This window comes from Bacillus sp. B2-WWTP-C-10-Post-4 (genome assembly GCF_009183805.1).
In the GTDB taxonomy this organism is placed as follows: Bacteria; Bacillota; Bacilli; order Bacillales; family Bacillaceae_G; genus Bacillus_A; species Bacillus_A cereus.
The window spans coordinates 16,971-41,616 of the sequence record NZ_WEII01000019.1 but is presented as its reverse complement, the minus strand read 5'-3'; the positions used below and the strand labels follow the sequence as shown (position 1 = coordinate 41,616).

Sequence of the window (24,646 nt, the reverse complement as noted above, 5' to 3'; positions counted from 1 at the left end):
TAGGAATTAAATATTCCTACGTTTTTTGTTTATAACATTTAAATACCTGATTTTTACAAAGGTTAAAGGATCAAATGGAAAATTTTTAATTTATCCTGCATAAGCAGAATCGTTTCTGTAATTCTACTTAATAGAATACTCCCCTGTATATCATCATTATTGAGTCCTGATTCCATGAGATTGAAGTTAAGATATATTGAAAAGATCTTATTGAGATTTCTTGTCAATTTCTCACGAGTTTTCAGTTTATTCGGAAATTTAGTGGTTTTAATTTTACAGTTTAGTGAAATAGTAGGTTTGAAGATAATATAAAGCGTCTGCAGGACAATAGTTATGGGTATAAGATGAAAATATTATATGTGCATAGCGAAACATATCGGAAGGATAAACAGTACTGTAGCATATGGAACTTATTTGGTCTGTCTTAGGAGTCGTACAATGCATAATTGTAAGTCAGCAATCCTAGAAATAAGTTTGCCTTCGGTAGGAAGCGTTCCACTAACGATGTTCATACTCAATATTTTCTTAAAACGTTTGAAGGAATTTAGTTTATGTATATAACTTTATGAAGAATATTAAATTTGTAGCATATGTTATTCCTCTGGAATGGATTCACTTATAGATCCTCATCTAAATTAAAAAACTTCACATATAATTTTATTTATGTTTAAAGTTTAAAAGCTCACCATAGATGATTTATAGAGAATGCAATTATAAATGCAAGAAAATCTAATTTAAAATTGAAAATTCGTTCTATTTTGGTTAGATATGGAATAATTGAATTTTATTTCTCAATATTCACTGTATGTCACTTTTTTGTTTTTTTCTATATGATATTGGAAAAAGTATGCTTAATTTTATAACATAAAACCCCTACAAAATTATTGCTCTACAAATTAATTTCTTAAAGAAAACTTCTTGTGAATATGTTACTAACTACATAAAGTGCAATATTAACAGAATTATTACCAAAGTATTAGGTTTTTAGAATAAAAATGATTGCTCAAAATATCATTGAAATCCAGGAATAGAAATCGTAATTAAAATTTTTTGTTTTCTGTCAGGTATGTAAATCACTTTAGCTACTTTATGGGTAATTTCATGTGTTTTTTCTTTTGCTTAAGTTTATGAAATAGGAGTATTAGCTCTAAGTATTGTAGCTAAGAGTATGTAAAGCATAGAAAATCCGAATTAAACAAAATAGGAGGAAAGTGAAAATGAAGCATCAAGATGATAGTAAAACTGGTTTGGAAATAGCGATTATTGGAATGGCAGGTAAATTTCCAGGTGCAAATGAAATAAACCAATTCTGGGATAACCTAAAAAATGGTGTTGATTCAATTTCTACATTTACTGAAGATGAGTTAATTAAAGAGGGTGTTAATTTAGATGTTTTACAACATCCTAATTTTGTGAAAGCAAAAGGGTATTTGGAGGAAGTAGAATATTTTGATGAATCCTTTTTTGCTTATACACCTAGAGAAGCGAAAATAATGGATCCCCAAATCCGTATGTTACAGGAAACAACATGGGAAGCATTAGAGATGGCAGGTTATAATCCATTTGATTATGAAGGATTAATAGGGTTATACGTAGGAGCATCTACTAATTTTAATTGGATGAAGCACACGCCATTATTAAACAGTGATAGTGTGGTTGAGTTTTCAGAGGCAGGTACTCTTTCCTATAAAGATGCAATTTCAACGCTTACATCCTATAAGCTGGGACTTAAGGGACCGAGTTTTACATTATATACAGCATGCTCTACATCTCTTTTGAGCATTCATCTTGCATGTAGATCATTGTTAACTGGAGAATGCTCTATTGCAGCTGCAGGTGGAGTATCTATAACGTATCCTAAAAAGAATGGTTATAAATACCATGAAGGAATGACAAGTTCACCGGATGGCAAAGTACGTACTTTTGATGCAGAAGCCCAGGGTGCAGTTTTTAGTGATGGTGTAGGTATGGTAATACTAAAGAGATTAGAAGATGCGATTGCTGATGGGGATACAATCTATGGTGTAATTAAGGGATCAGCAGCAAATAATGATGGTGGTCGAAAAGTAGGCTATACTGCTCCGAGTGTTGAGGGACAGGCTGAAGTAATTCAAGCAGCTCATAGTTTTGCTGAAGTTGATCCTTCTACAATTAGTTATATAGAAACGCATGGGACGGCAACGCCATTAGGGGATTCTATCGAAGTAGAGGCTCTAAAGAGAGCGTTTCAAGATGTGGACAAGAAATCTTTTTGTGCAATTGGTTCTGTTAAGAGTAATGTAGGTCATTTAGATACAGCTGCAGGGGTGACCGGACTTATAAAGACAGTTTTATCTATGAAACATAAACAACTCCCGCCAACTTTAAATGTGAAGCGCCCTAACTCGAAAATTGATTTTATAGATAGCCCATTTTATATCAATACTGATTTGGTAAATTGGCAAAGTGATGATAATGATCTTCTTCGAGCTGGTGTAAGTGCTTTCGGATATGGTGGAACTAACGTTCATATTGTATTAGAAGAAGCCCCTAAAGTTAAAAGTTCTGCTTCTACTAGAGAGAAAAAAATAATGGTTCTTTCTGCTAGATCAAAAGAAGCTTTAAATAATGCTACAGTAAATATGGTTGAATATCTGGAATCTAATAAAGATGTTGAATTAGCAGATGTAGCATACACATTGCAAACTGGCCGTCGATCATTTCCGTATAGAAGAGCGGTCTTATGTAAGGATATAGATAGCGCCATAGACAATTTAAAAACAGTTAAAGATTTTCACGTAAAAACGCAAGAAAATCCAGATTTGGTATTTGTGTTACCTAGCGAATACTCATCAATTATTGAGAATGTAAAAGAACTATACCAAAAGGAACCATTATTCTTAAAAGTATTTGAGCGTAATATGACTGATGCCCAAATGTATACTGGAAAAGCATTGAAAGAAGCATTCTTTAAAGGAACAGATGATAGCTTGGTTGAAGATTTAACCTTCTTCGTCTGCTTGCAATCGATTATTGATGTATTAATTGAATGTGATGTACGTCCTTCTAACATTATTGGTACAGGCTTAGCTGGAATGGTTTCAGATATTTATAATAAATCTCTTAAGTCAGAAGATGTCCTGAATCCATTAGTTGAAAACTATACAGAGTTACAGGCAGAATGGGCGCATGGAGAAAAAGTAGAACTTCTAACACAAGTTAAGGATGTAGATCTTAATTCTGTGATTGTACATATTGGAGAGTTATTAAATTCTGAAATTAATAATAATCAGATTATTTTGCGAGGCGACTTGTTAGAGGTATTGGGACAAGCGTGGGAGTTAGGCGTAGAAATTAATTGGAGTAAACTGTATGAAGAGGAATATAGATTACGTATTGCCTTACCAACATATCCTTTTGAGAAAAAGCGATATTGGATAGATCCAGCTGAACAGCAAAATATAACTAATAATGAAGAAACATCGATAAAGAAACGTTCTAATATAGCTGAGTGGTTCTATACTCCAGGGTGGATGGAAAAAGAAATTGTAGATGTAACTAAAGGATCTACTAAAAGTTGGTTGTTATTTTTAGACAATGAGCATATAGGCTTAGCTCTTAAAGAAAAACTTGGAAGAGATGGACATCGTGTTATAACAGTCGGTGTGGGTCCTTCATATAAAAAGATTAGTTTAAATGAATTTACAATATGCCCTACTGAACAAGAAGATTATTATCAGTTATTTAATGAGCTACAAAAACAAGAGTGTTTACCAGAGGAGATTCTTCACCTATGGAATGTCGATAATAAGGATTTAGGTATCGAGACCTTAGATACTGGATTCTATTCATTAATATCACTTGCAAAGACAATTAGTAAATTTAATTTACTTTATCCTATCAATATAAATGTTATGACGAATAATATGCAAAAGGTAGTAGGAGACGAGTCTATCATTGCAGAAAAATCTACTCTTTTGGCTCCTATAAAAGTATTTCCGCAAGAGTATCCAAATATTAGATGCCGTAGTGTAGATTTTACGTTGTCTGATAATGAAGAAGCATTAATATCAAACTTATATTCTGAGATTCAAACGGACATTATTGACACTGTAATAGCAATTCGAAATAATACTCGTTACATTCGAATTTATGAGCCTATACCTGATGAAAAAGTAAGTGAAATGCTAGTAATAAATGAAAATGAATTAGCTTCAAAAATTCCGAATATTCGATCGGAAGGGGTTTATTTAATTACTGGTGGAATGGGAGGAGTGGGCCTTAAATTAGCAGAATATTTGGCGCGTACAGTAAAGGCTAAACTAATATTAGTTAGTAGAACAGCTCTTCCTGATCGTAAAGAATGGGATCAAATTCTTCAATCACAGATTGAAAATGAACAATTATGTCAACGTATTAACCATATTCAGAAGTTGGAGTCATTGGGAGCAAAAGTAATGACAGCTGTTGCAGATGTAGCTGATGAAGAGCAGATGAGAAACGTGATTCATCAGGCCGAGGCTAATTTTGGTCACATAAATGGGGTAATTCATGCTGCAGGTGTCTTACGTGTTAAATCAGCTCAGTGTCCAATGGAAAAGATAAGTAGGATTGAATGTGAAGAGCAATTTCTTCCTAAAGTACATGGTGTGCTAGTTCTTGATAAGTTATTGAGTAATTATGATCTTGATTTTTGTTATCTTGTTTCATCACTTTCACCTATTTTGGGTGGATTAGGTTTTGTAGCCTATTCAGCAGCAAACCTTTACTTAGATAGTTTTTCAGACAAAGTGAGTAATACATCTAATAATCGATGGACCAGTATTAACTGGGGAGATTGGCAGTACACGGGAGCTCAACAGGTTAATAAAATATTCAATGCTCAAAATATAGAAGCGCTTGAAATGACATCTGAGGAAGGACAAAAAACATTCCAATGTGTGCTTGGTTTAAGTGGTTTAAATCAGGTAATTATTTCTTCTGGAGATTTAAATAAACGTTTTGATCAATGGATTAATCTGAATTCTCGTAAACGAATTTCGGGATTGGAAACTCAAACGCAAACGGGAGATAAGTTCAGAAATCAAGATGAAGTAGAGGAAATAATTACAGGAATTTGGAAAGAATTTTACAGTGTTGATACTGTAAATGTAAATGAAAATTTCTTTGATCTTGGTGCAACTTCACTTCATATAATTCAGATTCATGAGAGATTAATTAATAGATTAGAAAAACAGATTTCAATTGGAGTTATGTTTGAGTATCCAAGTATTCGTTCTTTAGCGAGATACTTAAGTGGAGATAAGCAAAAGAATCAAGTTAAACATACAAAACGTTTTAATCGAAAAACGAAAGAAGATAACGATATTGCAATTATAGGAATAGATGGACGTTTTCCTGGAGCACAGAATGTAAATGAATTCTGGAATAATATAAAGTCTGGAACAGAGTCTATTCAATTTTTTACAGATGAAGAGTTAATTGAATCTGGTGTGAATCCTATGGAAGTAAAAAGCCCTAATTATGTTAAAGCGAAAGGGTATTTAGAGGGAACTGATAATTTTGATGCTCCATTCTTTGATTATACACCTCAAGATGCATCGTTAATGGATCCGCAACTACGAGTATTTCATGAATGTGCGTGGTCTGCCCTTGAACATGCTGGATATAATATCGAGACATACCCGGGCCTAATTGGTGTATATAGTGGGGCATCTCCTAACTTATATTGGCAAGTGTTATCTACTCTTTCAGAGGCAAATGAACCAGCTGGGCAATTTTTAATTTCATTACTTAACGACAAAGACTCGCTTAGTACTCAAATTTCTTACAAATTTAACCTTAAAGGACCAAGTATGAATATCTTTACGGGATGTTCAACATCATTGGTGGCTATTCATAATGCATGCCAAGCATTATTACAGGGGCATTGTGATATTGCTATAGCTGGGGGAATTACATTAACTCAACCTGAAAAAGCAGGTTATACCTACCAAGAAGGAATGCTATTTTCTTCAGATGGTCATTGTCGTCCTTTTGATGAAAATGCAAATGGAATGCTTTTTGGAGACGGTGTTGGGATTGTTGTTCTGAAGCCTTTACAGGAAGCTATAAATGATGGGGATACTATACATGCAGTAATAAAAGGAACGGCGATTAATAATGATGGGAATCGGAAAATTGGTTACACTGCACCTAGTGTAGAGGGCCAAGTAGAAGTTATTAAAATGGCGCAACATGAAGCAAATGTAGAACCTGAGTCCATTTCCTATATTGAAACACACGGAACTGCTACTAAACTAGGAGATACCATTGAGATCAAGGCGCTTAGTGAAGTGTTTAACTCTAATGAAAAACAATCTGTACCAATTGGATCTGTTAAAGCAAATGTAGGTCATCTAAATGCAGCATCCGGTGTTGCGGGTCTAATTAAAACGGTCTTTGCGATGAAAGATCAGGTTCTTCCGCCAAGTGTGAATTTTACAAAACCAAACACGCAAATTGGATTTGAAAAGACACCTTTTTATGTAAATCAACAATTAAATGAGTGGAAAGAGGATAATAAACCATTACGTGCAGGTGTTAGTTCATTTGGTATTGGTGGTACAAATGCACATATTATTTTGGAGGAGGCACCAAAGCTTGAAGCAACATCAAATAGTAGACCATACCAGATGTTAATGATTTCGGCAAAATCGAAAGATGCTTTGGATCGTATGACTTTGAATTTAGGAAATTACCTTGAACAGAATCCTCATGTGAATTTGGCAGACGCTAGTTATACATTGCAAATTGGACGTAAGGAATTCAAGCATAGGAGAGCTTTAGTTTGTTCCAGTACCCAAGAGGGAATTGAACAATTAAACCAGCCAGAAGGAAGAAGAGTGCAATATGCAAATGTAAAAGAGGAACATCCTAAAATTAACTTCCTGTTTTCTGGGAACGGATCGCAATATGTGAACATGGGGTTAGAATTATACGAACAAGAGGCAATTTTCCGTGAAGCTATGGATGAATGCTTTGCAATTCTTCAATCAATTACGAATGTAAACATGAAAGAAGTGTTATATCCAACTACTTTCAGTATTGATGAGGCAACGGAAAAATTAAAAAGAATGGAATTTAGTCAACCAGTTCTTTTCGCGTTTGAATACTCAGTTGCGAAATTATTAATGGGTTGGGGAATTAAACCTGAAGCAATGATTGGATATTCTTTTGGCGAATATGTGGCTGCTTGTTTAGCAGAAGTATTTACTTTGGAAGATGCATTTAAATTAGTTGTAAAAAGAGGTCAGCTAATGAGTAGTCTTCCTGCAGGGGTAATGCTTAGTGTTCCGCTTCCAGAAGAGGAATTAATTCATTTAATTAATTCTTTTGAAAAAGAATATCAACATACCATTTCTTTAGCGGTAGTTAATGGTCCAGCTTGTATAGTTTCTGGGACAGAAGAAGCAATTGTAGATTTTGAAAATGAATTAAAGAAAAAGCGTTTAATGTGTATGCGAGTAACAATAGAAGGAGCAGCACATTCACACGAACTGGATTCAATTCTGGACGAGTATGCTTCCTATGTTAGTACATTGACACTTAGAGAACCTAAAATACCTTATTTATCAAACTTGACTGGTACTTGGATACGACCTGAAGAAGCAACAAACCCAGTTTATTGGGTAAAACATATGCGTGGAACTGTTCGATTCTCTGATGGAATTCAAGAGTTGAATAGCGACAATACAAGTCTATTCATAGAGATTGGTCCTGGAAATGACCTTAGTAGGCTTACTAGTCGCCTTTTAGACTATGAAAATGGTAATGAAAGAATATTTAATACAGTTCGATCTGTTCAACAAGATGTATCAGATATGTATTTCTTATTTAGTCACATCACTCGAATGTGGGTAACAGGTATTTCTATAGATTGGGAACAATTTTATAAAGATGAGAAGAGAAGACGTATCCCATTACCAATGTATTCTTTCAATAAAATATCTTATAAATTACAAGGTAATCCGTATGATTTAGGTCAAAAGCTTAATAGTAAGCAATCTAAAATTAGTAAGAATAACAACATTTCTGAATGGTTCTATACACCGCAATGGAAAAGTTCTACATTGTTTGAACCAAATCATGATGTGAATGAGACATGGATTGTTTTTGTGGATCAAGAAGGATTAGGTAATGAAATAGTTAAGGACTTATTAAATAAAGGGGAGAGAGTAGTTACAGTAGAACCTGGCTTTGCTTTTAATAAGGAGAATCACGATCGTTTCATTATAAATCCTGAAGAACGTATAGATTACGTTAAGTTATTGGATGAAGTACAGGAAATATGTGGTTTACCTACAAGAATAGTTCATATGTGGGGAATTACGGATGAGGAAAGACAAGCCTCAATTGAATATGTAAATAGTAAACAAAACTTAGGATTCTATTCAATTTTTTACTTAACTCAGGCACTAGGAGACAAGAATATCTCTGATTCAATCTCAATTCGAATTATTACAAATGGTGTTCAACAAGTGATTGGTGATGAAGAATTAATTCCAGAAAAATCAACTGTACTTGGAACGTCATTAGTTGTTCCACAAGAGTATTCTTATCTTTCTTGTTCAAGTGTTGATGTTGTTTTACCTCTAAACAAAGAATGGAAGAGCAGGTTAATAAATCAATTAGTAGAAGAATGTCTTTCAAATACGAATGATAAGATGATTGCTTATCGAGGAAATAAAAGATTTGTTCAAACTTACGAGCCTTTACAACTAGAACAGCCAGCTAAAGAGAAACTGCCGTTACGAAAAAATGGAGTTTACCTTATTACAGGAGGACTCGGAGGTATTGGTACAATTCTTGCGAAACACTTGGCTCAAACTGTACAAGCCAACTTAGTTCTTCTTACACGTACAGGTCTGCCAAATCGTGATGAGTGGGATATGCATTTGAAGGAAAATACGATGTATTCGGACAGAATTCGTAAAGTTTTAGAGATAGAAGAAACGGGATCTAAAGTTTATGTACTTGCTGCTGATGTTACAGATCAATCACAACTATACGAAGCAATTCATAAGGCAGAACAAGAATTTGGAAAGATTAATGGTGTAATTCATGGTGCAGGTATTCTTGGTGGAAAGACTTTTAATTTAATTCAGGAACTTGAAAAAGAGGACTGTGAGGAACAATTTTCTGCAAAAATTTATGGTCTTCTCAATTTAGAAGAGTGTTTACGAAATAAAGATTTAGATTTTTGTGTTCTAATGTCTTCAATTTCAGCGGTCTTAGGTGGATTAGGTTATGTATCATATGCTGCTTCAAATATATACATGGATGTTTTTGCACAATATATAAATCGTTATTCCAACCTGCCTTGGATAAGTGTCAATTGGAGTGATTGGAAATACTGGGAAGATGAAGAAAAAGATATGCAGATAGGTGCAAGTGTACATGAATTATCTATGACACCTGAAGAAGGAGTTCAGGCTTTTAATATAGCACTGTCATGGAAACAAGGGGAAGTACTGATTCATTCTCCAGGAGAACTGCAAGCGCGTATTGATCAATGGGTGTTATTAAATTCTTTCAATGATGAGAAGGAAGAAGAATTAGATTCTACGTTATACCATTCTAGACCACAACTCTTGACTGAATATGTAGCACCTCGTAATGAGGTAGAAGAAAAGCTTTCAAAAATTTGGAGAAATATATTTAAAGTTTCAGAAGTTGGTGTTCATGATGATCTTCTGGAACTAGGTGGAGATTCACTTAAGGCTATTACTATTGTTTCAAAAATTCATAAAGAGTTTAATGTTGAAGTTCCTATTAAAGAACTCTTTACTCTATCAAATATTGAGAAACTAGCAAATTATATTTCAAGGGCAGATAAGAGTGAATTTGATGTTATTGTTCCAGCTGAACCTAAATCTCATTATCAGCTTTCTTCAGCTCAGAAGAGATTTTATGTATTACACCGATTGTATCCAGAAAGTACAGCTTATAATGATACTTCCGTTATTCTTTTGAATGGAAAATTAAACATTGAACGTTTAGAAAAGGCGTTCACTCAATTAATTAAGCGTCATGAGATATTTAGAACTACTATTGAAATGAAAAATGATAAACCGGTACAAATTATTCATGATCATGCTGATTTCCATATTACTCAAATTAAGGGCTTTGAATCTGAAGTGGAACAAATAATTAATGAGTTTATTCGCCCATTTAATTTTAATAATGCTCCATATTTCCGTGTAGGGTTAATTAGATTGGAAGAACAAAAACATATTTTAATTATTGATTTACATCATATAGTAACCGATGGAGTTTCCTATGATATTTTTGTTAGAGATCTATTTGCGCTTTACTCAGGAGAGAAATTACCAAACTTAAAAATACAGTATAAGGATTACTCAGAATGGCAGCAGAGTGAAAAAGAAAAAGAAATTGCTCTCAAACATGAACAGTATTGGCTAGATCAATTTAAAGATGGTGTACCTGTCTTGAATATGCCTACTGATTATACAAGACCTGAAATATTAGATCTAAAAGGTAGTAAAATATCCTTTACTATTGATTCAAATGTTACCAAGAAAATTAAGCGTTTATTAGCAAAAGAAGAAACTACATTATATACGCTAATGCTCTCTGTATATAATATTTTGCTAGGTAAATATACTGGCCAAGAGGATGTTGTTATTGGTTCACCAATTACTGGTCGCCCGCATGCGGATTTACAAGATATTATAGGAGTATTTGTAAACATGTTAGGAATAAGGAACTATCCAAGAGCTGAACAAAGGTTTACTCAATTCCTATTTGAAGTAAAAGAGCAGGTCTTACAAGCATTTGAACATCAAAAATGTCAATATGAGGACCTGGTTAATCAATTAGGACTTCAGGGCACGTATAATAGGAACCCACTTTTCGATGTTTCATTTGTTATGCAAAATATGGATGCAGATCATATGTTTATCGATGGTTTAGAACTAAGGACATATGATCACGACTTTAAGCGCGCACAAATGGATTTATTGCTAAGAGTGGTTGAATTGGAAGATACAATTGAACTGACTATGGAATATGCAACCTCTTTATATACTAGGGACACGGTTCAAAAGTTATGTGAGCGTTATGTTGAGATTTTTGAACAAATTGTAGATCATCCTGAAATTTTATTAAAAGATATTTCATTTAAACAAGAAATTCAAGAACTGCAACCAGTTAAGGTATCAGTAGATTTTGGGGATTTTAACTTTTAATTGATTATTGTCAGGAGTGAGTAACTATGGTTGAACGAATAGCGAATAAAGATAAAGTAATTGCCGCAAATGAACGAATAAAGGAAAGAGAATTTTGGTTAGAAAACTTATCAGGGGAACTGGCTGACTGCCATTTCCCTTATGATTACCGGACATCAAACAAACAGGTGAATTTATCAAATGTTAACATAAAACTAAAAGAGGAATTGTCCGAGAAGATTTTAAAGTTAGCAAATGGATCAGATCTTCAGTTGCACATGATTCTTACTGCTGGACTTATTTTGCTATTAAATAAATATACTAGATTGCAAGATATATGCATTGGTACACCTGTTTTAAAACAAGATAGTGATACAAACCTTATTAATACTTTGTTAGTTTTAAGACATGGTCTTGAGGAACATATGACATTTAGACAAATTCTCCAGCATGTTAGTACAGTAATGGTTAATGCTTTAGAACATCAAAATTTCCCATTGGAAAGTTTACAACCGGTTTTGAGTAACTACCTTCCAGAGGGGCGTAATTATCCGTTCCGTACTGCAATTTTGCTAGAGGAAATTCAAGATTTAAATTATTTAAGTGAGAGCAATGCTGAGATTATATTCTCTTTCCGTCAAGTAAATGGGTGTATAGAAGTTGATATGTATTTTAATGAGCATCTATACAAAACATCTACTGTTATGCGATTTGGTCATCATTTTATAGACTTGTTAGAGCAAGCTTTACTACAACCGAATACGCCGCATATAGATTTAGATTGGGTTAGTGATAATGATATAAGAGAGTTAATCACATTTAATCAAACTGAGTTAGATTACCCGCATCATTTAACGGTGATACAGTTATTTGAAGAACAAGTCATGCATAATCCAAATAAGCTTGCTGTTTCTGATGACAAAAGAGAAATAACATACGCTCAATTAAAAGAAAAGGTAGATCTGGTTGCCAGTTCTCTACATAAAAAAGGAATTGGAAAAGGACACATTGTTGGCCTTATGATGGATCGATCAATTGATGCAGTCATTGCAATGCTAGGTATTTTAAAAAGTGGGGCTGCTTATTTACCTATTAACATATATTTGCCGTATAAAAGGATAGAGGCAATGCTAAAAGAATGTAAATCTCCACTTTGTATAGTAAAACCAGAAGTTATTAGTGAAGATTTTACAAGGGAAATCCAGGATTGTAGTATGGTAAGTTTTAATGAACTACTTGAAACAGAATTGGTTAGTTTCCCTTCAGTAAGTACACCTTACGATTTGGCATATGTTATTTTTACCTCTGGAACAACAGGTAATCCTAAAGGAATTATGGTTGAAAATCGTAGTGTTGTAAATTTAATATTCGGGTTAAAAAATGAAATATATGATAAATATAGTTCCTCTATGCGAATCGGGTTAGTTTCACCTTTTGAGTTTGATGCTTCAGTACAAAACATGTTTGGTGCGCTTTTATTAGGAAATAGTTTATTTATAGTACCAGAGGAAGCAAGAACTGATGGGCAGAAGCTAATGAATTTTTATCAAGAAAAGCAAATAAATATCGCGGATGGAACGCCGATGCATCTTCGATTATTAACTAATTTTATAGATGAAAAAATAGAATATTCATTTAAACATTTTATTATTGCTGGAGAGGAATTACCACCGAAATTAGCGCGGAAATTCCTTGGTTTATTTAATAAGAACTGCCAACCTAATTTAACAAATGCTTATGGACCTACGGAGACTACTGTAGATTCTACATGTTATCATGTTCAGCACGATAAGTTAGAACTTATGAATCAATTACCAATAGGACGACCTCTAGCCAATCAAAAAGTTTATATTATGGGTGATAATCAACAGTTACAACCCGTTGGAATTCCTGGAGAGTTGTGTATTTCAGGAGAAGGGCTAGCAAGAGGGTATTTAAATCAACCTAAGTTAACTATGGACAAATTTGTTCCTATACAAATCACCAAAATAGGTTTTTCTATTATAGATGACAAGGTATATCGTACTGGAGACTTGGCTCGCTGGTTACCAGATGGAAACCTTGAATATTTAGGCCGTATGGACGATCAAGTCAAAATTCGTGGATTACGAATTGAATTGGGAGAAATAGAAAAGCAACTATTACGATATCCTGAAATTGGTGAAGCTATTGTAATTACACGTAAAAAAGAGGGAGAAGATGCTCCGGTTTTATGTGCATATGTTGTTATGAATTCTTCAGCTAAAGTAGAAGAGGTACGCCAATTCCTTAGAGAGTATTTACCTTTTTATATGATTCCTGCATACATCATCCCGATTGAGCAGTTTCCAATCTCATCAAACGGTAAAATAGATCGGAAAGCTCTTCCAGATCCAATTTGGGAGCAATCCACAGCTTTATTTATTGAACCACGTAATGAAATTGAACAAATGCTCTCTGAGATATGGAAAGTAGTACTTGGAATAGAGAAAATAGGTGTGAATGATAACTTTTTCGAATTAGGAGGTAATTCATTACAAATTACTTCTGTTGTTTCACACATATATAAACGTTTAGGTGTAGATGTACCTATACGTGAAATGTTTCAAAGGCCTACAATTATGCTATTAGCGGAGTATATAGAGAAATATGAAGGGAAGAAAAATTATTCCCAAATTGAGATCGTACCTGATAGAGAATTTTATCAAGCTTCTTCTTCACAAAAAAGATTATATATATTAAACCGCTTTGCTGGAATAGGAACTGCCTACAATATACCAGGTGCAATGTTAATAGAAGGTGAGTTTGATTTTATAAAGGCAGAACAATGTGTCAAAGAATTAGTGGAACGTCATGAATCATTAAGAACTTCATTCCAATTTATTAAAGGTGAACCAGTTCAATTTATTCATGATAGTTTAGATATTAGAATTGAACATTTATATAAATCTGATAGATCAACAATTGAAGAGTTAATACAGGAATTTGTTCGTCCTTTTCAGTTAGATAGGGCTCCACTTATGCGCGTCGGTTTAATGAAATTGGAATTCAATCAATACCTGTTACTTTTTGATCTTCATCACATAATAGCAGATGGAGTATCTTTAGCGAAGTTAGAAAAAGAGTTTATAGATTTATATTCAGGCAAAGCCTTAGAGCCTATTAAAATACAATACAAAGATTATGCCAATTGGCAAACCAACCGTTTACATGATGAAGGGCTGAAAGAAATTGAAGAGTATTGGGTAGAGAAGTTTAAAGGTGAGTTACCAATTCTTATGTTCCCAACCGATAAGCCACGTGGGCTAAATCAAACTTTTGAAGGTGATAGATTAGTATTCCATCTAACACCTGAACTTTCTAATAAATTAAAATCCTTTGCGGATGAAAGAGAAGCTACTTTATATATGGTACTTCTTTCGTCACTAAATATAGTATTGCATGTGTATACGCAACAGGAAGATATTATAGTAGGTTCTCCAATTGCAGGAAGAATTCATCATGATCTTGAGCCTATCATAGGTATGTTTGTAAATACTCTACCTATGAGAAATCATCCTAAAGCGGAAAAGACGATAATTCAATTCTTAAATGAAGTAAAAGAAAATGCGCTAGAAGCATTTCAATATCAAGAATACCCATTTGATGAGTTAGTAAATAAGTTAGACATGACTTATCATACTAATCGAAATCCTGTATTTGATGTCATGTTAGTAATGCAGAATATCGGAAGAACATCAGAAAAAATAAAAGATATTACATTTAAATCATACGAAATTAAGCATCAAGCTTCAAAGGTAGATATGAGTATAGAAGTATTTCCGGAAGAAGAGGGTCTGCGATTAGAATTGGAATACGCGACAGGACTATATTATCCGCAAACTATAGAGCGGTTTATGATGCATTTTATAAATACGCTAGAGTGGATGGTAGCTAATCCTGAAGCGAAAATTGAAGACGTTAATGTTTTAAGTAAAAGTGAATCCACAAGGATGTTAAATGAACTTAATAATACAAAATTAGATTTTACTCAGGGTAAATTAGTTCATCAATTTTTTGAGGATCAGGTTGAAAATAAACCAGAAGAAATCGCAGTTATTTCAAATGATATACCGTACAGTTATTCGTATATCAATAATCGAGCAAACCAGCTTGCTCGTATTCTTAGACAAAAAGGTGTAGATCAGGAAACTAAAATTGGTATCGTTGTGGAAAGATCCGTAGAAATGATTATAGCTATATTTGCTGCGCTAAAATCTGGAGCTGCATATGTACCAATTGATCCTGAATATCCAAAGCGTCGAATGGAACATATTTTAGAGGATTGTAATCCTCAATTTGTACTTACAGAATCTAAATACGTAGGTGAAATTCCATTTGTAGGAGAGATTATTGATTTAAAGCAAGAAAATTTGTACGTTGGTGATACAAGCAACCTGGAGGTTACTGGAAAACCAAATAACTTAGCTTATATTTTATACACCTCCGGTTCTACAGGTAGACCAAAAGGAGTCATGATTGAACATTGTAGTATTGTGAATTTCTTATTTTCAATGTCTCATTTATATCCTATGGATGAATCAGATACGTATTTACTGAAGACACCTTATATATTTGATGTATCTGTTCTAGAGTTGTTTGGGTGGACCATAGTAGGTAGTAAATTAGTAATAATGGACAATGGGGAACATCGAAACCCAAGAGCAATTTTAAGAACTATAGATAAATATGATGTGAAATTATTAAATTTTGTACCGTCTATGTTTAGAGCCTTCGTAAATACACTTAATAATGAAAATTGCCAGGTTTTAAATAAAGTGAAGTATATATTACTTGCGGGTGAAGCTTTGACACATGAGGTGGTTAATAAGTTTAAAAAGCATCGACTATCGACTCAAATAGAAAATATGTATGGTCCTACGGAGGCGACAGTTATCGCAAGTACGTTTTCACTTCAAGAAAGTGAAAACTATAATACTATTCCTATTGGAAAGCCTATTCCGAATGTAAGGCTTTATATACTTAATCAAAAACAGAGACTTCAGCCTATTGGCGCGGTAGGAGAGCTGTATATTGCGGGAGAAGGGCTTGCAAGAGGATATGTAAATCAAATGAGATTAACTGAAGAAAAGTTTTTACCAGACCCATTTGTAAAAGGGGAGAAAATGTACAGGACAGGAGATCTTTCACGCTGGTTACCTGATGGGAATATAGAATTCCTCGGTAGAAATGATGAACAATTAAAAATTAGAGGATATCGAATTGAGCCAGGGGAAATTTTAGATGCTTTATCTTCACATCATGCAATTAAAGAAGCAGTGATAGTAGACATTCAAGATGAAGATGGGCAGAAAAAACTTGTAGCTTATTTCGTAGCAAAATCACTTGTATCCATTTCTGATTTGAAATTGCATCTTGCGAAATTAGTCCCGAGTTATATGATACCTACTTTCTTTGTTGAAGTTGAAAACATACCATTAACACCAAGTGGAAAGGTTGATCGACATTCCTTACCTTCACCTAGATCTTTACCTAAGAATGAGGAGGAGAGTATGATGTCTCCTAGTAATGAGTTAGAATCTCGTTTGGTTGAAATATGGAAAAGTATATTGAAGATTGAAGCTGTCGGTGTAGAGGATGATTTCTTTGACTTAGGAGGAAATTCTCTACTAGCTATTGAGCTTGATCTTGCTTTAGAAAACGAGAATCTTAATACGGACGACTTAGTCGCATATACAAAACGCAATATTAAACAACTAGCTGCTTATATAGCAGAAAAGAAAAATAATTAGTATTACTTCATATTGTAAACACGACTTTTAAGAGTTTAAATTTGCACTTGCTATACTGTAGGATTAAAGGAGCTTTCCCTCTTAGCTTTCTAGAATGTTAGTGTTTATTCTGGTGACTATGAGTTAGGGAATTCTCCTCCCTATTATAGAATGATTAAAATAAAAAAGTGATTCGAGAAATAAGATTCTTTATATGAAATGCGTTAATAATAATGGATAGCTTTTTAAAGAAGATATACATATCTCTGTCAACTTAGTATAGAGAAATAACCAAATTACAATAGTTTTTCCTGTTGGTAAAAATATAGAGGTGAGTAAATGGGAAATTATACTTCTTCAATCTTATATGATGTAGAGCCTTGTAAAAGTTCTGAACAGAATTGTATTGATGATGTAATTGCTACGTTAGCTAATTGGTTTAAGCGTAAACATTATTTAATGTACGCTAGATTATGGGATTTTGGTTTTTCTCCTGTCGATAATGGAAATCTAGGGGATGGTTTATATACAGAGTCTGGTTATTTTGTAAGTGATTTAGAAAAATATCATGGTATAAAAAGTACTATATTTGATACAGATTCATCCGATGAAGGATTTGAAATTATATTAGAACAATTATACTCGGGATTTCCTGTGGTGGTAACCATGAATGCATACTGGCTTCCTTGGGATGAGAATTATCTAAAAAATCATATTGTTCATTCATTTGTTATTGTAGGATATGAGCCCGAAGAAGACTGTTTCATTATTACCGATCCATATTTTATGGTTAAAAATGCACAACTTTCAACAGAACTTTTTCATAAGGGTTATCAAAAAGTAAGTACTTTAAAAGTTACTGAAGATGAAATCACAGACATACAATCGATTACAACCGAATTGTCAAATTGGATAAAACATATAAAAGATGAAAAACATATTTTTTCACAAATGCACCTTTTTGCTACGAAACTAATAAGTAGGTTTGATTTAAATAAAGAGACAGATGGATATTTAGACTTTAATGATGTTCCGTTATTCTCACATTTAGGTCAAGTTGTAGATGGCCGAGTGAAGTTTTCAAAAATGCTTTCGTTTCTTGGTGAGCGTTATCACTCGGACTTCCAAACTATCGCTGAATCTATGAAGACAGCAGCTGCCAATTGGGGAGTAATTCGTGGATCATTGATAAAAATGCACTTAACAAAATCAGTAACTAAAGAAGGAATAGTAAACATTTCAGATAAAATTCACCATGCTGCAGAATACGAGCAAAATTTAGCTGAACAAATAATGATATTTCTTTTTTCTGTTATAGAAGGTAATACAAAGAATGTAATTATAGATTCTTCTCCATCGATGGAGACTACTAATTATGTAAAACCACTCGATGATATGGAGAGAAAGCTAGTTGATATATGGAAAGAAGTTATAGGTAATCCTTGTATTGGTGTGGAAGATAATTTTTTCGCACTTGGTGGTCATTCCCTTCATGCTACTGTAATCAACGCTAAAATATGGAAAGAATTTAACGTGCAATTATCATTGGCAAATCTTTTTGAGTATCCAACAATAAGCACTTTAAGTCATTTTATTAAAAATTCAAAAGAAAATAGGTTGCAAGATATAGAAATAGTACCGGAATCTGAGGTATACCCGGTTTCATCGACTCAAAAAAGAATGATGTTATTACAAGAGATGGATGGGGCACAGATGACATACAATGTACCAAGTTGTTTTATTCTTAAAGGAATGGTGGACCGGAAAAGGATAGAATTAGTCTTTGAAAAGCTTATTAAACGCCATGAAATACTCAGAACACAGTTTGAGTGGCAGGGAGATCAGTTAGTACAGAGAGTATTAGAACAGGTAACATTTGAGCTAGAAATGATAAAGGGAGAGTATAAAGAATGGTTGCAACCATTTAATCTTTCTAAGGTTCCGTTAATGCGGGCTGGACTAAAGGAGTTAAAAGATAATAGTTATTTACTTGTAATTGACCTTCATCACATCATAACAGATGGCGTGTCTTTAAGTATATTTATGCATGATTTTAAGGCCCTATATGCTGGGGAAACATTGCCGGAAAATCGTTTGCAATATAAAGATTATGCTGTGTGGGAACAAAAATTATTATCTTCTAAAGAATTTGATATCCATGAGAAATACTGGGAAGAATTATTCTCAGGGGATATACCAGTTCTTGAATTACCATATGATCGAGGTCGACCACCTGTAAAGAGTTTTGAGGGTGAACAATATAATTTCCAAGTAAACAAGGAAATTACTCGGAAAATAAAAAAAATAGCACTAGAAACTGATACGACACCTTTTATGTTACTTATGGCTACCTTCACTATTTTTCTGTACAAGCATGGGGAACAAAAGGATGTCATTATAGGATCACCAGTTGCAGGTAGGCCGCATGCTGATCTGTTACCTCTTATGGGGTTGTTTGTAAATACAATTGCATTACGTTATCAAATAAATCCAGATCAATCTTTTATTAATCACTTGAAAAAAGTGAAAAACGATACGTTAGAAGCTTTCGAACATCAGGTGTATCCATTTGATCAGTTAGTGGAAAAATTAGATCTTTCTAGAGACTTAAGCCGAAGTGCTTTATTTGATGTCATGTTTGTATTACAAAATTCGGATGAAAAACATACAGTTGTGGATGGATTAGAAATTAGCACGGAAACAAACACAGATACACTAACAAGTAAGTTTGATTTAACTCTTATTGCTGAAGAAAATAAAGATATATATGAATTCACTTTTGAATATGCTACATCTTTATTTGATAAATCAACAATAGTAGAATTTGGACGGCGATTTAACCTTCTATTAGAAGAAATAACAACTCATCCTAATGTTAGTCTAAAAGATATTCAAATGTTAACAAGTGAGGAAAAAGAACTTGTTTTATCTGCGACTCAGGAGAAAGAAAAAATAAAAATAGAGACTGATTTTAATTGGGATATAGGTTAATTGATTTCCCAGGTCTCAGAAGGAGTAATTACATGGATAATCATGAAAAAATACGTCAATACATTAAAAAAAATCTTATTATTTTTAATGCAGAGGAAACTATTGTTGCTAATGATGACAACATATTTGAAAAAGGTTATGTAAATTCGCTCTTTGCTATGCAAATGTTAAATTTCATAGAAACGGAGTTTGATATAGTAGTAGATAATGATGAACTTGATATTATTAACTTTTCTACTATTAATAATATGGTTGATCTAATTAACAAAAAGAAGAATGGGAATTTCACAGTATGAGTAATGCAGAAGAGATTCTGGGAGTAGTTGATGAGTTTGCGGAAAAGAAGCTTCGGCCTCGAGCAAGTGAGTTTGAAAGTAATGAAGAGCTTCCCTATGATGTGATACAAGAAATCTCAAGTTATGGTGTATTGGGTGCAACGATACCAAAAGAATATGGTGGGCTTTCTCTTGATTCTTTAGATTATGGTCGTCTTACTGAAATCATTGGTAAAGCTTGTAATTCGGTTCGTGAATTACTTACAGTTCATGTATCTTTAGTAGGGGAGTCAATTAAAAGGTGGGGGACTGAAGAGCAAAAGAGAAAATGGTTACCTGAGATGGCAAAGGGGAACCTATTATTTTCATTTGCCCTAACTGAGCCAGAGGTTGGTTCTGATGCAAAAGCTGTTGGAACTTCCTATAAACAAGTTAATGATCATTTTATTCTTAATGGGCACAAAAAATGGATTTCTTTTGCTGACATTGCGGATTGTTTTTTAGTTTTTGCGTCTAGTGAGGGAAAAGTTAGCGCTTTTATTGTTGAACGGTCAATGACGGGTGTTTCTACAAATAAAATGAGTAAACTGTTAGCAAGTAATTCCTCGCATATAGCTGAGATTCATTTGCAAGATGTAAAGGTACCAGCTGAAAATTTGTTAGGACCAATTGGGGGTGGATGGAGTTATGTAGTTAACACAGCTCTTGATCATGGTAGATATAGTATTGCCTGGGCGGGAGTAGCCATTGCTCAAGAAGCACTAGAAGCAATGGTAGCTTATTCAAGAAGAAGAAAACAAGGAAATAAATATATATGTGAATATGAAGCAATTCAAACAATTTTAGCAGAAGCAAGTGTAAATATAAAAGCAGCTCGTTCGTTATGCCAAGAGGCTGGGAAAAAGCGTCAGGATAGACATACTGATGCTGTAATTGAAACAACCATTGCAAAATATTTTGCCTCAAAGATGGCTATGAAGGTAGCCACAGACGCTGTCCAAGTGTTTGGTGGAAACGGGTTTTCAAGAGAATATCCTGTTGAGCGTTTATTTAGGGAAGCAAAGGTTTTAGAAATTATTGAAGGTACCTCGCAGGTACTTCAGCCAATTATTGCGCAGCATGCACTTCACACTTGTTCTCAAAAGGGAGGACTTTTAAGAATATGATTTATGAATTGGTAAAAGAAAAGGATGAATTCAAACAAATATCACCACTTCTCGTTGATTATAAGAACCATCCAATACTTAATGGTATAGCTCATGGTTACAATAAGGGACATATTTATGTGGATAATCCTAATAACCCTAGATGTGCACTTGTATGGGCAGAACAAGAAATTTTTTATTTATTAGGTGATCCAACAAGTAATTTTGTTTCAAGGCTACCAACTTTTATTAAAGAAGTAATTGCACTTGAGGCTCAGCAGATAGGGGATGACTTTTTTCAGGTTGAATTATTACCCGAATCAAAATGGAAACAGGTTGTCGAGGAACAATTGCAAATGTTTATTCCTAAACCTTACACTCGAGTAACATTTACTTTTGATCCGGAGTCTTATAATAAGTTATCTAAACCTAATATGCCTGATGAGGTAACGGTGGAACGTATTACAATCGACATGTTATCAGATAAAAAGTTCGCAATGGTACGGGATGATATTGTTGATTTTTGGGAGTCAACTCAGGATTTCATTCGAAATGGATTTGGTTATGTAGTAATGGTACATGAACAAGTTGTGACTAGTTGCTTATCGGTTTTTGCGACAGATACTGATGTGGAAATTGGAATTAACACTTATGATTTATTCCAGCGAGGTAAAGGGTATGCTTGGTTGGCTGCAAGAGCATTCTTGGATGACTGTTTAAAACAAGGAAGAACACCACATTGGAAGACAGAGGATTTTCGTATTCCATCTATTAAACTAGCGGGAAAAGTTGGATTCACAAATCTTCAAACCTATACAGCTTATGTGTTTCCTTATAACGAATTAGATAATTTCGTTTTTACCGCATACCATCAACTAAGATACTATTCAGATTTTAATAAAGCTAGTGAGTTTGTACAAAAAGCTCGTACTGTAGGAGATTTAAATGCATGGCATCACTTTTTACTGTCATGTGGTTATTCATTAATTGATAGAATCGATCTTTCGTTAAAGCATATGAATCTTGCACTGGATTTAGGATGGAATGATGTATCAGATATTCGCTATGTAGTTGATTTAGTGAATTTAAGAAAAACTGAAGAGGGACGAGCTTTATTAGATAGAGTTGAAGATAGCTTAAGATGAAAAAAAGGGAGATAAAAAGATGAATATTGTATTTATGTTTCCTGGCGTAGGATCCCATTATTCTGGAATGGGTAAGTACCTTTATGAAAACTTCCCTGTAGCACGTGAGATATTTGAAGAAGCAAGTGACACTCTAAAAATAGACATGGCTTCCCTTTGTATGGAGAAGATATACAAAGCTGACCTTGAAAAGTTACAAAATTCACAAACTGCTTTAGTAACAACTAGCATGGCAGCTTTTCGAGTTTTTGAACAGGAAATAGGCAATAAACCAGAGGCAATGATTGGATATTCTTTGGGAGAATATACAGCTCTATGTGCTTCTGGAGCAATTGCATTTTCAGATACCTTAAAATTAGTACAAGAACGTAGTACGATTTTGAGTAGCTATGCATTGACTATAGATGGAACTATGGCATGGGTTAACAATCTTGCTCCAGAAATTGTTGAAGGTATTTGTTCAGAATTGTTAACCAAGGGACAGGAAGTATATATATCGGCTTATGACACTCCAAATAAAACATCAATTTCTGGTACAAACTCTGCGGTTCAGTTAGCTTGTGAAATGGTAGTAGAGCATGGGGGAATTGCAATCCCCCTTAAATTAAGTGGGCCATTTCATTCTCCTATGATGCAACCTGCTGCTGAAAAATATAAGAGTGTACTAGAAAATATAGATATGAAACAGCCATTAGTACCTGTCATAGCGAATCATGATAGTTCAATGTATAAAGGTGTAGAAAATATAAGAGAAAACCTTTACTTACAATTAATAAAGCCTGTGAAATGGTTGGACATGATTCACTATCTAATGAATCAAGGATCTATGAAAGCTATTGAAATGGGACCAAAGGAAGTCTTGAAGTATCTTCTGCAAGCTATTAACCCTGCTATATCGACATTTAATTATGAAAGGGAGAAAGATATCCTAAATACAAAAAATTCTTTTACATTACAAGAATCTGATTATGAAGAAGTTATATCAGGGTGTTTAACTGTAGTTGTAAGTACAAAAAATTATAATACAGATTTAAGTGATTATCAGAAAAAGGTAGTACTCCCATTTCAAAAGGTCCAAAGTCAATTGGAAGAAAAAATTAATTCGGGGTATTCAGTGGAGAAAAGTGATGTAGAAGAAGCAATCCAAATGATGAAAACAGCACTTACTGAAAAACAGATTAAAGAGAGAGAACAAAAACGTTACCTGCAAAGAGTTCTTCAATGTAAAAGTTTTTAGATATAAATTATAAATATATTAAGGGAGCGATGATGGATAAATGTTCAAGAAAATTGGTATTGTAGGTGCTGGAACAATGGGGATCGGCATGGCAGTAGATTTAGTGCTGCATGGTCTAGAAACGGTATTAATTGATGTTACAGAAGAGCAGTTAGAAATAGCGGAAGAGAAAATATTAGAGACAGTTCGCTTTGCTCCTCTAATTAATAAAGCATTTCCTAGAATGCATAAGGAAGAAGTACTTTCGTTAATAAGTAGCTCTACTAATCTTGATGAAGTGGCTGAATGTGATTATATAGTAGAAAATGTTCCAGAAAACTGGCAAATTAAAGAGCCGATCTATAGAAGATTAGATGAGATATGTAAAAAGGATACAATTTTTGGAGTCAATACGTCTTGTATCTCAATAACAAAAGTAGGAGGAGTAACAAAGCGTCCAGATAAAATAATAGGAATGCATTTTATGAATCCGGTATATATGAAACCATCTATAGAAGTTATTAGAGGGTATTTAACTTCAGATGAAACGGTCGAAAAAGCTCAATCTTTCCTCAAACAATTAGATAAAGATGCAATTGTGGTCAATGATCAGACTGGGTTTGTTTCTAACCGTATCTCCCACTTATTCATGAATGAATCGGCTTGGGTTGTAATGGATGGTGTAGCAACGCCTAAACAGGTAGACGATATATTTAAAAAATGCTTTGGACATACAATGGGTCCATTAGAAACAGCAGATTTAATTGGGTTAGATACAGTATTACATTCTTTGAATGTACTTTATGAGGAATATCAAGATCCAAAGTTTAGATGTTGTCCATTACTTAAAAAGATGGTGGATGCAGGTGAATGTGGTAGAAAGAGTGGTAAAGGTTTTTACGCTTATTAAAATTAAA

The 24,646-nt window shown here is 33.8% G+C and carries 8 protein-coding genes; all 8 read left to right on the top strand.

The genetic code is table 11. The annotated features are described in order from the left end of the window. Positions 1–1,217: 1,217 nt before the first annotated feature. Positions 1,218–11,228 carry a type I polyketide synthase gene (locus GBN78_RS10910; protein ID WP_152127361.1) on the top strand — a complete coding sequence of 3,337 codons (10,011 nt, stop codon included), beginning with the start codon at positions 1,218–1,220 and terminating at the stop codon, positions 11,226–11,228. A 26-nt stretch (positions 11,229–11,254) separates the two neighbouring features. After that, entirely contained in the window at positions 11,255–16,978 is a 5,724-nt protein-coding gene (locus tag GBN78_RS10905) for a non-ribosomal peptide synthetase (RefSeq protein ID WP_152127359.1), read from the top strand. Positions 16,979–17,296: 318 nt separating this feature from the next. Then, positions 17,297–19,948 (top strand): condensation domain-containing protein, encoded by a 2,652-nt coding sequence (locus GBN78_RS10900; RefSeq protein ID WP_152127357.1) that lies wholly within the window; start codon positions 17,297–17,299, stop codon positions 19,946–19,948. A 32-nt stretch (positions 19,949–19,980) separates the two neighbouring features. Next, entirely contained in the window at positions 19,981–20,244 is a 264-nt protein-coding gene (locus tag GBN78_RS10895; RefSeq protein WP_000368639.1) for an acyl carrier protein, read from the top strand. Further along, entirely contained in the window at positions 20,241–21,389 is a 1,149-nt protein-coding gene (locus GBN78_RS10890) for an acyl-CoA dehydrogenase family protein (protein ID WP_000063355.1), read from the top strand. Before GBN78_RS10895 ends, GBN78_RS10890 begins: the two co-directional genes overlap by 4 nt. After that, the gene (locus tag GBN78_RS10885; RefSeq protein WP_152127355.1) at positions 21,386–22,513 is read left to right on the top strand and encodes a GNAT family N-acetyltransferase; all 1,128 of its coding nucleotides are present in this window, start codon (positions 21,386–21,388) and stop codon (positions 22,511–22,513) included. The genes GBN78_RS10890 and GBN78_RS10885 overlap by 4 nt, the downstream gene beginning before the upstream one ends. A 19-nt stretch (positions 22,514–22,532) precedes the next feature. After that, the gene (locus GBN78_RS10880; RefSeq protein WP_001028177.1) at positions 22,533–23,750 is read left to right on the top strand and encodes an ACP S-malonyltransferase; all 1,218 of its coding nucleotides are present in this window, start codon (positions 22,533–22,535) and stop codon (positions 23,748–23,750) included. 40 nt (positions 23,751–23,790) lie between these two features. Beyond that, a complete protein-coding gene (locus tag GBN78_RS10875) occupies positions 23,791–24,639 on the top strand; it encodes a 3-hydroxyacyl-CoA dehydrogenase family protein (RefSeq protein ID WP_000473347.1) in 849 nt (282 codons plus the stop codon). Positions 24,640–24,646: the final 7 nt, after the last annotated feature.